Source organism: Nocardia araoensis NBRC 100135, from assembly GCF_000308435.1.
Taxonomy (GTDB): Bacteria; Actinomycetota; Actinomycetes; order Mycobacteriales; family Mycobacteriaceae; genus Nocardia; species Nocardia araoensis.
The window spans coordinates 30,644-44,413 of sequence record NZ_BAFR01000155.1 but is presented as its reverse complement, the minus strand read 5'-3'; the positions used below and the strand labels follow the sequence as shown (position 1 = coordinate 44,413).

Here is a 13,770-nt window from a genome sequence, read left to right as displayed (position 1 = left end):
CCGGGCCTGACCGCTCATGCCGCACCTTGCAATTGGGCGTTCACGATGTCGACCAGCTCTTGCGGCGTCTTGACCTCGATGAGCTGGTCCTCGGGGATCATCACGCCGAAGTCGCGCTGGATCCGCGCCGCGGTCTCGATGAGGGCGAGCGAGTCGTAACCCAGCTCCTCGAATTCCACGGCGGCGATGTCGCCGCCGAGTTCGGCGAGGTCCTCGCCGCCCGCGCAGTCCACCAGAATGCGGCGTAGTTCGGTGATGGTCATGGTCATGATTCGCTCCTCGGCAGATCTCGGTCGGACACGGCGCGCACGACGACCGCGGAGTTGAAACCCCAGCGTCCGCGTGCCAGGACGAGCGCGCCGCCGACGGTGGCGGTGCGCGGGGCGCCGAGGACCAGGTCGATCCGGTAGTCCTCGGCGAGCGTGCGGGTGTGGGCGGTCGGCGGGATCACCGAGTCGCGCATGGCCAGCAGCGCGGTGACGACATCGATCGGGCCCGCGCCGGAGAACAGGCGTCCGGTCAGCGGTTTCGACGCGGTGACCGGAACGCCGCAGGGCCCGAATATCGCCTCGATGGCGGCGGCCTCGTCGCGGTCACGCTCGGGGATGCCGAGGGCGTCGGCGAACACCACATCGATGTCACCCGGCGTCATCCCGGCGTCGGCCAGCGCGAGCTCGGCGGCGCGGCGCAGGCCCGGCGGACGGCCGGAACCGGGCGGCGGGTCGAAGGTCGAGGCGTAGCCGGCGATCTGGCCGTGCACCTTGGGCACGCCGCGGGCCCGCGCGGCGGTGGCGTCCTCGACGACCAGCATCGCGCCGCCCTCACCGGGCACGTAGCCCGCGGCACGGACGTCGAAGGGCAGATAGGCGTGCTCGGGATCGGTCGCGGTGCTCACCGCTCCGCTGGACAGGTGCGAGGCCCACCCCCACGGATCCAGCGCCGAGTCGACGCCGCCGGTCACCACCAGCGGCGTCCCGCGCCGCACGGTCCGTCGCGCGTGGCCGATCGCGTCCAGCCCGCCCGCCTGCTCGGCGACCAAGGCGCTGCTCGGCCCGCGCATACCGTGCCGGATGGAGATCTGGCCGGTGTTGACCGCGTAGAACCACGCGAACGACTCGTACACGCTGACGTGCTCGGAGCCGAGCGACCACAGCTTGTTGAACTCCCGATGGGTGAATTCGAAGCCGCCGGAGGCATTTCCGGTGACCACGCCCATGTCGTAGTCGGTCATCGTCGCGGTGTCGACCTTGGCGTCGTCCAGCGCCCACTGCGCGGCGACCAGCGCCATCCTGGTCGAGACGTCGGTCTGCGGCAGCAGCCTGCTGGGCAGGTGCTCACCGGCGTCGAAATCGGCCACCTGTCCGGCCAGGCGCGCCGACGAGCCGCTGGTGTCGAACCGGGTGAGCGGTGCGATGCCGCCGCGCCCGGCCAGCACGGCGTCCCAGAAGCGCTCTACGCCCATACCGTTCGGCGCGAGCACCCCCATTCCGGTCACGAGGATCATGCCGCCACCGCCTCCGCCTTGCGCAGCACCATCGCGCTCTGGAAGCCGCCGAACCCGCTGCCCACGGTGAGCACGGTGTCCATCCGGTGGTCGCGCGCGACCAGCGGCACGTAGTCCAGATCGCATTCGGGGTCCGGTTCGTGCAGGTTCGCCGTCGGCGGCACCACCTGGTATTCCAGCGCCAGCAGCGAGGCGGCGATCTCCACCGAACCGATCGCGCCGAGCGAGTGCCCCACCATGGACTTGATCGAACTCATCGGCGTGGCGTAGGCGTGCGCACCGAGACTGCGCTTGACCGCGGCGGTTTCGTGCCGGTCGTTCTGCCTGGTGCCGGAGCCGTGGGCGTTGATGTAGTGCACGCCGGTCGGGTCGATCCTGGATTCGTCGAGCGCGACCCGGATCGCCTCGGCCATCTCCCGGCCGTCGGCCTTGAGGCCCGTCATGTGGTAGGCGTTGCACCTGGTGGCGTACCCGGAGATCTCGGCGTAGATGTGCGCACCGCGCTTGCGCGCGCTCTCGTATTCCTCCAGCACGAACATGGCGGCGCCCTCGGCGAGCACGAATCCGTTACGCGAGTTGTCGAACGGCCGCGAGGCCACCTCGGCCTCGTCGTTGCGCGGGGTGGTCGCCTTGATCGCGTCGAAGCAGGCGACCACGATCGGTGTGATGGGCGTGTCCGACGCGCCCGCCAGCATGACGTCGGCGGAGCCCTCGCGGATGAGCTGCACCGCGTGGCCCACCGAATCCAGTCCCGAGGTGCAGCCGTTGGAGACCATCGCCACCGGTCCCTCCGCGCCGACGGCCCAGGCCACTTCCGCGGGCATCACGCTGGGAATCATGTAGTCGAACATGTGCGGGGAGAGGTACGTCTCGTCGACCAGCCAGTTCTTCCCGGAGTCCGACAGCACCAGGTACTCCCGCTCCAGGCTGGTGGCCGCGGCGACCGCACTGCCGAGGCTCACGCCGAGCCGGTGCGGGTCGACCGCCGCGAGGTCGAGCCCGCTGTCGGCCACCGCCTCCCGCGCGCAGACCACGGCGAACTGCACGGCCCGGTCCATGCGCCGGATCTCGCGCGGTGACAGGCCTTCTCGCGCCGGATCGAAGTCCGCTTCGCCGGCCACCTGGGACCGGTACGGCGAGGCGTCGAAGAACGAGATCCGGCGCGTCGCGGTGCGGCCTTCGGACAGCAGCTTCCAGAACTCGTCCTTGCCCGACCCGCCGGGCGCGCGGACGCCGAGCCCGGTGACGACGACGCGGCGGCTCATCGCGGACCACCGGATGCATTGGTGTTCATGGCGTTCTCCCTTCGATGGTGCGATCGAGCATCGGGGACGGCCCTCGAACCTCGCTCGAGCGAGCGAGTCGAGTTGTTCTCGAGCGGGAGGGCGCAGGCTGTCGCTGTGATCGCCGGTCGGCGCCGCCCGGTTCGATCACCCGTTCCCGAGCACAGGAGACACGCGTGATGAAGTCAGCACACGGCCAGGACGGCGCCGCGGACTGGGTGCTCTGCCCGGCATGCCTGATCCCGCTGTACGGCAAGCGGTTCGCCCGCGACCTCGGCGTCTGCGGCGAATGCGGAAGGCACACTCCGATCACAGCGCAGCAGCGCATCGGGCAGCTCGCCGACGAGGGGCGCTTCGAGCCGCTGCCGATCGCCGCCACCGACGAAGACCCGCTGACCTTCACCGACACCAAGCCCTACCCGGACCGGCTGACCGCCGCGCGCGCCCGCACCGGCCTGCACGACGCGGTGCTGTGCGCGCTGGCCACGATCGAGGGCATGCCAGTGGTGATCGCCGCCATGGACTTCCGTTTTCTGGGCGGCAGCCTGGGCACCGCGGTCGGCGAGATGATCACCGCGGCCGCCGAAACCGCGCTGGCACGGCGTCTTCCGCTGATCATCGTCACCGCGTCGGGCGGAGCCAGGATGCAGGAGGGCCCGCTGTCGCTGATGCAAATGGCCAAGACCAGCGCGGCGCTGGAGCAACTGGACCGGGCGGGCATCCTCACCGTCACCTTGATCACCGATCCCACCTACGGCGGCGTCGCGGCTTCCTTCGCCACCCTTTCCGACGTGCTGATCGCCGAACCGGGCGCGCGCCTCGGGTTCGCCGGGCGGCGCGTGATCGAGCAGACCATCCGCCAGGAACTTCCGCCGAAGTTCCAGACCGCCGAATTCCTGCTGGACCGGGGACTCATCGACATGATCGTGCCGCGCGCGGGCCTGCGCCAAGCGCTCGGCGCACTGCTGCGGGCCGCGGGGCCGGTCGATCCCGCCGAGACCTTCGTCCCCGCGGACGCGGGTGCGATCACCGATCCGGCCCGCATTCCCGAGACCGATCCCTGGACGCAAGTGCGCCGGGCCCGGTCCCCGCAGCGGCCGACCGCGCTGGACTACTTCGCACTCGCCTTCGACGAGTTCCGCGAGCTGCGCGGCGACCGGATCTCCGGCGATTGCGCCGCGGTGGTCGGCGGAACGGCCTGGCTCGGCGGGCGGCCGGTCATGGTGATCGGCCACCAGAAGGGACACGATCCCAAGGAGTTGATGGAACGCAACTTCGGCATGCCGACCCCGGCCGGCTATCGCAAAGCGGCTCGGCTGATGCGGCTGGCCGAGAAGCTGGGGCTGCCCGTCGTCACCTTGATCGACACGCCCGGCGCGTATCCCGGCGCGACCGCCGAGGAGCAGGGGCAGGCGATCGTCATCGCGGAGAACATCCGGTTGATGTCCGCGCTGCGGGTGCCGGTGATCAGCGTGGTGATCGGCGAGGGCGGCAGCGGCGGGGCCCTGGCGCTCGGCGTCGCGAACCGGGTGCTGATGTTCGCCAACGGCACGTATTCGGTGATCAGCCCGGAGGGCTGCGCGGCGATCGTGTGGAACGATCCAGCCGCCGCGCCCGCGGCCGCGGCCGCGCTGGCGCTGACCGCCCGGGACCTGCTGCGTCTCGGTGTGGTCGACGCGGTGCTGCCCGAGCCGGGCGACGACGTGGGCGCGTCCCCCGTCGCCGCGGCCGAACAGCTGCACCGCGCACTGGCCGCGACCCTCGGCGAACTCGCCGGTCGCAGCGGTGCGGAGCTGGCCGACGAGCGCCGCGCCCGGTTCCGGCGCTTCGGCGCCCGGCAGCCGGTCCTGGTCCGGTCGGTCGCGTAGGAGTGGCGACATGTTCGAGAAGGTCCTGATCGCCAACCGCGGTGAGATCGCGCTGCGCGTCGCGCGCACCTGCCGCGAACTCGGCGTGCGCACCGTGGCGGTGCACTCGGTCGCCGACGCCGAGTCGGCGGTGGTGCGTTTCGCCGACGAGGCGGTGCAGATCGGCCCGTCCGCGGCCAAGCGCAGCTATCTGAACGCCGCGGCGATCCTCGCCGCCGCCGAGCTCACCGGCGCGGACGCGATCCATCCCGGATACGGATTCCTTTCCGAGTCACCGGATTTCGCCGACGCCTGCCGAGCGGCGGGCATTACGCTGATCGGGCCGCCCGCCGATGTGATGGCCCAGCTCGGCGACAAGCAGTCGGCGCGCACGCTGATGGCGAAGGCGGGACTGCCGCTACTGCCGGGCAGCCTCGATCCACTCGAGCTCGACGAGGCGCACGCGCTCGCGGATTCGATCGGCTACCCGGTGATCGTCAAAGCCGCCGCGGGCGGCGGCGGACGCGGCATGCAGGTGGTGCACGAGAGCGCGGCCTTCCCGCGCGCCTATCAGGAGACCAGGGCGACAGCGCGAATGCTGTTCGGCGACAGCCGGGTATACCTCGAGAAGTACCTCGCCGCGGCCAGGCACGTGGAGATCCAGGTCTTGTGCGACGGCTACGGAAACGGCGTGCACCTGGGTGAACGCGACTGCTCGGTGCAGCGCAGGCATCAGAAATTGATCGAGGAATCCCCGGCGCCGCTGCTGCCGGACGGTCTGGCCGAGCGAATGGGCGCCTCCGCCGTGCACGGTGTGCTGGAGGCCGGGTATACCGGCGCGGGAACGGTCGAATTCCTGGTGGATCGGGACGGCAATTACTATTTCATGGAAGTGAACTGCCGTATTCAGGTGGAACATCCGGTCACCGAGATGGTGACGGGTATAGATCTCATCGCCGAACAGATCAGAGTCGCGGCCGGGCAAACGCTCGGCATAGCGCAGGACGATATCGTTTTGCGTGGTGCGGCGATCGAATGCCGGATCAATGCCGAAGACCCTGCCGCCCAATTCGCGCCCGCCCCGGGAATCCTGGCGGAATTCATCCCGCCCGGCGGTCCCTTCGTCCGTGTCGACACGCATGCGTACGCCGGTTATTCGATACCTCCGCACTATGATTCGCTGCTGGCCAAACTGGTGGTGTGGGCGCCGGACCGCGACCGGGCGCTGGCCCGGATGCGGCGCGCGCTGGCGGAGTTCCGGATCTCCGGCGCCCGCGTCGCGACCACCCGGGATTTCCTGTACGAGGTGCTGGACCATCCGGCCATGCGCGCCGCCACGCACACCACCGGGTTGGTGGACGAACTGCTCGGGCGAGGATGAGCGCGCCGCGACGACGCCCGGCCCCGCATCGATCGCGGCCGGGCGTCGTCGCGGCGTCGTCAGGCGGTTTCGGCGGCGGCGCGGGACTCGGGGGAGTACCAGCCGATCAGGTAACCGGCATGGCGGCTGTTGAGCATCGCGCTCACCGAGTCGTCGGAGGCGGCCAGGATGTCCCGGTGCAGCTTCTGCAGCTTCTGACAGGGGTCGAGCCCCAACTCCTCCTGCATGGACCTGCTGAACTGCTGATAGGAGGCCAAGGCGCGGGCGCGCTGTCCCGACCGGCACAGGGCGAACATGTAGTACGCCTGGAGCCGCTCGTGCAGCGGATGCTGCATGGTCAGCCGGGCCAGGTCCGGGCAGACCTCGCGATGCCTGCCCAGGCGCAATTCCGCCTCGACGCGCAACTCGATGTTGGTCAGCCGCAGGTGGTCCAGATGCGAGATCTCGGCGGCGAGCGGGATGCCGCCCTCCACATCCACCAGCGCCGGACCGCTCCACAGCGCTTCCGCGGCGCTGAACAGGTCCACCGCGCGCTGGTCGTCGCCGGTCTTGGCGGCGCATCGGGCGGCCTCCGACATGGACTGATAGTCGCGCAGGTCGAACACGCAGTCCTGCACGTCGAAGGAATAGCCCTTGCTGCGCGTGCGCAGAAAGCGTTCGGCCACCTCCGCCTGCCCCACCCCCAACTGTTCCGCCATCTTCTTACGAATTCCGAGCACATATGTTTGCACGACCGTCACCGCGCTGCGCGGCGGATCATCGTTCCACAGTTCTTCGATCAGGGCCGTCACCGGGACTACGGTGTCGTGCCGAACCAAGAGTAATGCCAGCAACTGCCGCTGCTTCTGCGCAGTCGGCGTCGCGTTGCGATTGTTCAGGGCGAGTGTCAACGGACCTAGCACGCGAGCGCATACTGGATACTTCACTGGGAGCTCTCCTACGGGCGAATTTCCCCCCGACCGACGTGAGAATTCTCGATTCCCACCGCGTTGTAGGCTCCGTCCACAGTAGCGAGAAAGCCGTATCGGCACCATGAATCCTGAGTAATATCGGAGTTAATTCCCCGCGCAGTCTACGCGAATTGTCCTCGGCGACAAGGAGATTCGCCCGTTATTCGCTCAGTCGGTCAGGCGCGGCGAATTCGTAGGATGTTGTCTTTTCGCGTGCCAGGCTGACCCTCCGGGCCCGGGTGCTCGCGCTCGACCACCTCGTCCACTTCCACCTGCCATTCGGCCGGGTCCAGCGCGAGACCGGCACGCACCTCGGCCGTGGTCGGAAAATGCAGGTCGGCGGGTGGTTCCAGCACCCAGGACGGCCATTGCGCGTGCCCGACGATCAGCAGCAGCCCGCCCGGCGCCACCGCCGCGGCGGCGCGGCCCAGGATTCGGGTCCTCTCGCCATCCCGTGCCGCCGGTGAGTGCAGATACTGCGCCGTGACGAGGTCGAAACTCCCAGCGGGGAAGGTGTGGTCCAGATCGTGCCGCTGCCAATCGATTTCGCCGTCGAGGCGCTGTCGGGCAGCGTTGGTCCTGGCGCGGGCCAGCGCGGTCTCCGACACGTCGACGGCCGTGACCCGCCAGCCGCGCTCGGCCAGCCAGATCGCGTCGGCGCCCTCGGCGCAGCCCAGATCCAGCGCGGTGCCCGGAGGCAGGGCTTCGGCCTCGCGCACCAGCAGGAAGTTCGGCCGTCCCGACCAGATCTGCTCGCGCTCCTGGTAGAAGGCCTCCCAGTACTCGACTGTCGTCGGCGTCGTCCGGTCGGCGTGGTGATGGTGTGTCGCACTCATGCGTCCCACCATCCGTCGGCCCGACCGGAACGGCAAATATTGTTGCCGGATCGGCAACCGGTCACCGCCGGTTGCCCGCGGCCGGGAGCCCCGGCCGCGACCGCGCGGAGGTCAGCAGTCGTCGAGCGGGTCGCGCAGGATCATGCCCTCGGCCGCACGCAGACGCGTGGTCATGGTGGTCAGCAGGTCGATGGAATCCTCGGACAGGCCGATGGCCGTGTGCAGCAGCCTGCGCAACCGCGGGCCGGCGAGCCGGTCGGCAAGGGTGTTGTCGTGGTCGGTCGGTTCGGCGTCGAGCTGTCGGTCGAGATTCACGGGCAGGTACTCACAATCGGTCATCGGGCCCCCAGGAAACCATGCGGATGCGACGCTTGTGCCCGAAACGACGCGTGGGCACGGGCGGGATCGTTCCGGGGCGCAGCGTACATCGCACACGGTCGGTCGTTGAACCGGGTCGAAATGGGTGCATGTGGTCTCCGTGCCGCAGTGGGGTCGGCTCGTCCGTGCCGTGGCCGTGCCCGCCGCGGTGCCGAGATCGTGCCCATTGTCCCACTCGCCCTGAGCAATTCGGCGAATCGACCCCCATGTGCGCAGGTTGCGGACGTGCTGCGGCACGCGAAGGCGCACGTCGTGCCCGGCACCGGATCTCGCCCGTTCCCAGTTCTGGTAAATCAGCCCTCGGACGCGCACCCGCCGGAAAATCGAATGTTCGGCCCGTTCGCACATGACACGATGGGTGGCGGCCGAAGCAGGTACCGACCGACGAAGGGCCGGCAATGGGGAATCTCGACGACCGGGTGGCGGTGGTCACCGGCGGAGCCCGCGGGCAGGGACGCGCGCACGCCTTGGCGCTGGCGAACGCTGGCGCGGACATCGTGGTGTGCGATATCGCCGCCCCGCTGCCCGGCCTGCCCTACCCGTTGAGCACTCCCGGTGACCTGGCCGAGACCGCCGCGCTGGTCGAGCGCACCGGCCGCCGCTGTGTCGCCGTCCAGGCCGACGTGCGCAGCCTGGAGCAGATGCGGGCGGTGGCCGAGCGCGCGCTCGCGGAGTTCGACCGCATCGACATCCTCGTCGCCAACGCGGGCATCGCGTCCCACTCGCCCGTCGCCGAGATGGACGAGCAGTTGTGGCGCGACATGATCGACACCAACCTGACGGGCGTGTTCCACAGCTTCCGCGCGGTCGTCCCGCACATGATCGAGCGGCGCTGGGGGCGTGTGGTGGCCACCTCCTCCATCGTGGCGAAGATGGGCGCGCGCAACGCGGCGCACTACGCCGCGAGCAAATGGGGCGTGCTCGGCTTGGTGAAGTCGCTGTCGCTGGAGGTGGCGGAGTACGGCATCACGGTGAACGCGCTGCTGCCCTCGGGCGTGGACACCGACATGATCCAGAACCCCGCGACCTGGCGGCTGATGGTGCCGGACAAGGAGAACCCCACCAGGGAGGACTGGATGGCGATCATCGAATCCGGGCCGCCCAACGGCGATTTGATCCAGCCCGCCGAAGTGGCCGAGGCCATGCTGCTGCTGGTCTCCGAGTCCGGCCGCCACTTCAACGGGGAAGCCGTCACCATTTCCTGCGGCGGGAGCGCGAGCACCTCTTAGGCTCCCGGTCGGAAAGCGCGTTGCGCGAATGGCGCTCGTCGGCCTCGCGCTCGGTTGAACCGCCTGACCGCGCGCGGGCGGACCGGTAGCGCGCCGAACGCGTCATTCGGCGCGCTACCGGTCCGAGCGTCAGTGGCGACGCGAGTCGATCGCCTCGCGGGCCGCGTGCGCGGTCTGGGCTCCTCGCTCGCGGGCCAGGTGCGCCGCGTGCACACTGCGCTCCTTGGCGGCGTCGGCCAGCTCCGGTCCGCGTTCTTTCGCGATCTCGGCCCATTCGCTGCCGCGCTGCTTCGCCAGATCCGCGAGGTGAACGCCCTGCTCCTTGGCGATCTCAGCCCATTCGGCGCCGCGTTCTTTGGCGATCTCGGCCCACTCCGCTCCGCGTTCTTTCGCGATTTCCGCCCAGTCGGCTCCGCGTTCTTTGGCGATCTCCGCCCAGTCCGCGCCGCGTTCTTTGGCGATCTCGGCCCATTCGGCACCATGCTCTTTGGCGGTCTCGGCCCACTCCTGCCCGTGCGTCTTGGCGGTCTCGGCCCAGTCGCTACCGTGTTCCTTGGCCGAATCCGCCCACCCGGGCCGGTGCCGCTGGGCCGACTCGGCGAGTCCCGCCCCCTTGCTCGCGGCCACCGTGCCGAGCGCCCGCGCCTTGTCCGCGGCCTCGTGCGCGGTTTTGCGCAGTGCCGCGCCGGTGGGGGTGTCCGAGGCCGCGCCGAACGGCAGCGCCGCGGTCACCGCGGCGGCGGCGTCGCGCGCGGCTCGGCGGCCGCGCCAGCCCAGCGAGGGCTTGCCCTCGGTGTCGGCGGCGGCGATCATCAGTCCGCCGAGCAGCCCGAGATCCTTGAGGAACGTGGTCCGCTTCGCCGACTTGCGGGCGGGATCCTGCTCGTTCCAGAAGTCCTGCTCGGTGACGGCGGCGGGCACGACGGTCGCGGCGAGCACCAGAGCGGCCAGTCGCGGCGCCTTGCCGAGTGCCAGCAGGACGCCGCCGCCCACCTGAGCGAAGGCATTGATCTGCACGACGGTCGATGGATTCGATGGCAACTTCGCGGCGATCTCTTCGGGGAGCTGTCGGTGCCCCCGCTCCAGCAGTGCGTTCGCGGACTTCACCCGTTCGTCCGGGTGCCGCAGCGTATCGACCCCGTCGACCACGAACGCGGTGGCCAGTAGCGGCCGGGCGAGTCGGCGCAACAACATGACAGAACCCCTTCCCTAGATGGCGTCACGATTCGGATTCCCGCACGCCGAGTGGCCAAACAAGCCGGTCCGCCCGCGTGTGAAGGCCGACTCATCCGGGTAACAGCTACTCGAGAGAGATCGATCCAGGGGGTGAAGGCGCCGCCGCACCGCTCGTTCTCCCACCCTGCTCCGCCGGAAGGTATCTGCTGTGATCACCCGTACGGTCACAACGGCTTTCGATGCCGTCGTCGCCGAGTTGCCCGCCGCGCCGAAATGCACGTTCCGCTTCGATTCCGTGCCCTGCCGTCATCGCGCGGAATGGTTCATCCGTAAACGGTCCTGCTGCCACCAGGCCGGTGTGGACTTCCTGTGCGAGACCTGCCATACCCGCATCCACTGGATGCTGGACATGGGCGTGGTATTCGAGTGCGCCGGTTGCGGGGTGCATTCGGCCAGTTTCGCCGAACTGTTCCCGACCGCGGCTCCGCTCTGAGCGCGGCTCAGCCGCCCGCTTGCCTTCGCACGGGCGCGTGGGCGAGGAATCGGGTGATGATCGAAGTGACCCGCTCCGGGGCCTCCACCATCGGAAGATGACCGCAGTCCGGTAGTTCCACCGCCGTATGCGGGCGCAATCTGCGGTTCAGTCGCCCACCCGCCTTCGCGGACAGGATGCGGTTGCGCCGTCCCCAGATCGTGCAGATCGGCGGGAAACCGGCGGGCGGGTCGAAGGTGTCCAACGCGCGGTAGGACGGGAAATCCTGCACCAAGCCGTGCAGGGCTTGCAGCCTGCCCCGATCGGTCCAGTGCGCCCGCACGCGCGGCTCGTGCTGTTTGCGTCGGTCCCGGCCGCGGGGGCCGAGCTGATTGCCGACGATCAGCGAGACCGCCGGGTTCGGCAGGCTGATCCGGCGGGCCAGCGGCGCCAGCGGCAGTCGCGCGTCCAGCCAGGCCAGACCCGCCGACTGCCCCGAACTGACGGTGTCCAAGGTGAGCGGATTCATCAGCACGAGCGCGCGCACCCGGTCCGGATGCCCCATGGCGTAGCGCAGCGAGGTGGCGCTGCCGAGACAGTTGCCGATCAGCACCACATCGGTGCGCTGGTGGGCGTCCAGGAACGCCGTGAGCATGTCGACGTAATCGGTGAGGCGGTAGCCGGTCGCGGGCTGGTCGGACTGCCCGTAGCCGGGCAGATCGAGCGCGAAGACCTCGTGCTCGTCCCGCAGCGCCGCGACCTGGTCGTCCCAGATGTGGCGCTGCGTGCCCGCGTTGTGCAGGAACACGACCGCAGGCCCGCTGCCCGTGCGGTCGAAGACCACCGACCTGCCCCGATGTTCGAAAACGTCCACGTCGACTCCCTGCGAACCACCGGCGAGCGAACCGCCGGGTAGCAGCGATTTTACGTGGGCGAACCCGGCCGAGCGGGTGGTTGGACTATCCGGCGGCGGTCGACGCCCGGAGGAACCGGCCGGTCCGCCGGGCGCCGAGCGCCGGCGCGGGCGCCCCGTCGCCGAATACCGGTACGCCGCCGACGAAGACCGCGGTGACGGTCTGGTCGTTGCGGTTCACCATGCGCGACAGATTGTCGAAGGGGGCGATCGGGGACTCGTTGTAGGTGTCGAGCGAATCGTCCAGCCGAGCTGGATCGAGCACGACGACATCGGCTCGGTCGCCCACCCGCAGGTGCCCGGCGTCCAAGCCGTACCAGTCCGCGAGTTCGCCCGTGAGCCGGTGCACCGCCTGTTCGACGGAAAGGAACGGCCGACCCGCGTTCGCGGCGTCGCGCACGCGGCGCAGGAAACGGAGCCCGAAGTTGTAGAACGCCATGTTGCGTAGATGCGCCCCCGCGTCGGAGAAGCCCAATTGCACGCCGGGGTCGGCGGCGAGCCGATCGAGCACTTCGGGTCGATGGTTGGAGATCGTCGTGCGCCAGCGCACCTTGGCGCCGTGCTCCACCACGAGGTCGAGGAACGCGTCCACCGGATGCGTGCCGCCGCGCTCCGCGCCCACCTCGCCGAAGGTCTTGCCGATCACGCTCGCGTCCGGGCATTCCACGATCTGCGCATCGAAGAAATCCCGGTGCCACACGCGCGGACCGAATTTCTTGTCGTAGTCCTTGCGGAAGCGGCGCCGGTACTGCTCGTCGCGCAGCAGTTCCCGGCGCTTGTCCACCTGGTCGGCGAGGTGCAGCGCTTCGGCGCCGGAACCGAACTCCTCGAACACCACCAGGTCGATGCCGTCGGCGTAGACCTCGAACGGCACCGGAAGGTGCTGCCAGCGGAAATCGCCGCCCAGCGTGTTCATCACGCGCGCGATCAGCGGGAAGAGATACGCGATACCGGGGATGGCCTTGAGATCGGCGGCGGAGAGCAGGCTGACCTTCAGCGGCCTGCGGAACAGGCCGATGCTGCCGGCCGCCATCGCGACCAGGCTCTGCGGCCGGGACACGTCGGGTCCGCCCTGTAGCGCCCGTCCGCGCCGGCGCAGAATCGCGTTGAGCCTGCGCCGTTCCCGGGTGGTCGCGTAGGTGGACGGCAGGGTGCGCGACCGGCACACCGCACCGTCGAGCTTGTCGAAAAGCAGCTGCTGGGAGGACATGCCGACGAACCCGGCGTCCAGCGCCTCGGTCAGCTTCGCCGCCATCCCCGCCAGTTCGGCGGCATCGGGCCGGACGTCCTTGCGGGTCGCGCGGTCCAGACCCAATTCGGCGGCCCGGATGTCCGAATGCCCGATGAACGCGGCGACATTCGGGCCCAACGGCAGCTCCTCCAGAGCGGCCGCGTATTCGTGCGCCGAGCGCCAGGTCTTGTGCTCGCCGACCGCGGCGAGGACGTGCTTGCGCGGAATCGCCTCGACCCGTGCGAACAGATCGCCCGCGTCGGAGGCGTCGACGTGGACGGTCGACAGCGAGCACGAGCCCAGCAGGACCGTGGTGATGCCGTGCCGCACCGACTCGGTCAGCGCCGGATGCTGGAGCACCTCCACGTCGTAGTGGGTGTGGATGTCGAGCATCCCCGGGATCACCCATTTCCCGGTGGCGTCCACGATGTTCGGACAGTCGGGGTCGTCGATCGGGTCGGCCGAGACGGTCGCGACGCGCCCGTCGCGGATGCCGAGGTGCCGGATCGCCGACGGCGCGCCGGTGCCGTCGAACCACTGGCCGTTCGCGATGATGGTGTCGTACATGGT

The 13,770-nt window shown here is 69.6% G+C and carries 13 protein-coding genes; 4 read left to right on the top strand and 9 right to left on the bottom strand.

What is annotated here, in order from left to right; translation table 11 throughout:
- Nucleotides 1–14: 14 nt before the first annotated feature.
- The 3 genes from ON21_RS21270 to ON21_RS21260 are packed head-to-tail and all read right to left on the bottom strand — an operon-like array spanning nt 15 to nt 2,769.
- The gene (locus tag ON21_RS21270) at nt 15–269 is read right to left on the bottom strand and encodes an acyl carrier protein (protein ID WP_218004123.1); all 255 of its coding nucleotides are present in this window, start codon (nt 267–269) and stop codon (nt 15–17) included.
- Nucleotides 266–1,504, bottom strand: a complete 1,239-nt coding sequence (locus tag ON21_RS21265) for a ketosynthase chain-length factor (RefSeq protein ID WP_039800144.1) — start codon at nt 1,502–1,504, stop codon at nt 266–268. The genes ON21_RS21270 and ON21_RS21265 overlap by 4 nt, the downstream gene beginning before the upstream one ends.
- Nucleotides 1,501–2,769: a beta-ketoacyl-[acyl-carrier-protein] synthase family protein gene (locus tag ON21_RS21260; protein ID WP_039800143.1), complete on the bottom strand. Its 1,269-nt coding sequence runs from the start codon at nt 2,767–2,769 to the stop codon at nt 1,501–1,503. The genes ON21_RS21265 and ON21_RS21260 overlap by 4 nt, the downstream gene beginning before the upstream one ends.
- Nucleotides 2,770–2,966: 197 nt before the next feature.
- Between ON21_RS21260 and ON21_RS21255 the strand changes: the two genes are divergently transcribed.
- Nucleotides 2,967–4,655, top strand: a complete 1,689-nt coding sequence (locus ON21_RS21255; protein WP_039800142.1) for an acetyl-CoA carboxylase carboxyl transferase subunit — start codon at nt 2,967–2,969, stop codon at nt 4,653–4,655.
- A 10-nt stretch (nt 4,656–4,665) separates the two neighbouring features.
- Nucleotides 4,666–6,015: an acetyl-CoA carboxylase biotin carboxylase subunit gene (locus ON21_RS21250; RefSeq protein ID WP_039800140.1), complete on the top strand. Its 1,350-nt coding sequence runs from the start codon at nt 4,666–4,668 to the stop codon at nt 6,013–6,015.
- Between the two features lie 59 nt (nt 6,016–6,074).
- On the opposite strand, the gene ON21_RS21245 is transcribed toward ON21_RS21250, so the two are convergent.
- The 3 genes from ON21_RS21245 to ON21_RS21235 form a co-directional block, all read right to left on the bottom strand.
- A complete protein-coding gene (locus tag ON21_RS21245; RefSeq protein ID WP_169332716.1) occupies nt 6,075–6,917 on the bottom strand; it encodes an AfsR/SARP family transcriptional regulator in 843 nt (280 codons plus the stop codon).
- 224 nt (nt 6,918–7,141) lie between these two features.
- Complete coding sequence (locus ON21_RS21240; protein ID WP_039800139.1) at nt 7,142–7,801, bottom strand: class I SAM-dependent methyltransferase; 660 nt, start codon at nt 7,799–7,801, stop codon at nt 7,142–7,144.
- Nucleotides 7,802–7,912: 111 nt separating this feature from the next.
- Complete coding sequence (locus tag ON21_RS21235) at nt 7,913–8,140, bottom strand: hypothetical protein (RefSeq protein ID WP_039800138.1); 228 nt, start codon at nt 8,138–8,140, stop codon at nt 7,913–7,915.
- A gap of 437 nt (nt 8,141–8,577) precedes the next feature.
- Between ON21_RS21235 and ON21_RS21230 the strand changes: the two genes are divergently transcribed.
- Nucleotides 8,578–9,408 carry a mycofactocin-coupled SDR family oxidoreductase gene (locus tag ON21_RS21230; protein ID WP_039800137.1) on the top strand — a complete coding sequence of 277 codons (831 nt, stop codon included), beginning with the start codon at nt 8,578–8,580 and terminating at the stop codon, nt 9,406–9,408.
- Between the two features lie 129 nt (nt 9,409–9,537).
- Here ON21_RS21230 and ON21_RS21225 read toward each other — a convergent pair whose 3' ends face one another.
- Entirely contained in the window at nt 9,538–10,602 is a 1,065-nt protein-coding gene (locus tag ON21_RS21225) for a DoxX family protein (protein WP_039800136.1), read from the bottom strand.
- Nucleotides 10,603–10,792: 190 nt separating this feature from the next.
- On the opposite strand from ON21_RS21225, the gene ON21_RS21220 reads away from it, so the two are divergent.
- Nucleotides 10,793–11,077, top strand: coding sequence for a hypothetical protein (locus ON21_RS21220; protein WP_039800134.1), 285 nt, complete (start codon nt 10,793–10,795; stop codon nt 11,075–11,077).
- 7 nt (nt 11,078–11,084) lie between these two features.
- Here the strand turns inward: ON21_RS21220 and ON21_RS21215 are convergent, their stop codons facing one another.
- Both ON21_RS21215 and ON21_RS21210 read right to left on the bottom strand, forming a co-directional pair.
- Nucleotides 11,085–11,930: an alpha/beta fold hydrolase gene (locus tag ON21_RS21215; RefSeq protein WP_039800133.1), complete on the bottom strand. Its 846-nt coding sequence runs from the start codon at nt 11,928–11,930 to the stop codon at nt 11,085–11,087.
- 85 nt (nt 11,931–12,015) lie between these two features.
- The gene (locus ON21_RS21210; RefSeq protein WP_039800132.1) at nt 12,016–13,767 is read right to left on the bottom strand and encodes an N-acyl-D-amino-acid deacylase family protein; all 1,752 of its coding nucleotides are present in this window, start codon (nt 13,765–13,767) and stop codon (nt 12,016–12,018) included.
- Between the last annotated feature and the right edge of the window lie 3 nt (nt 13,768–13,770).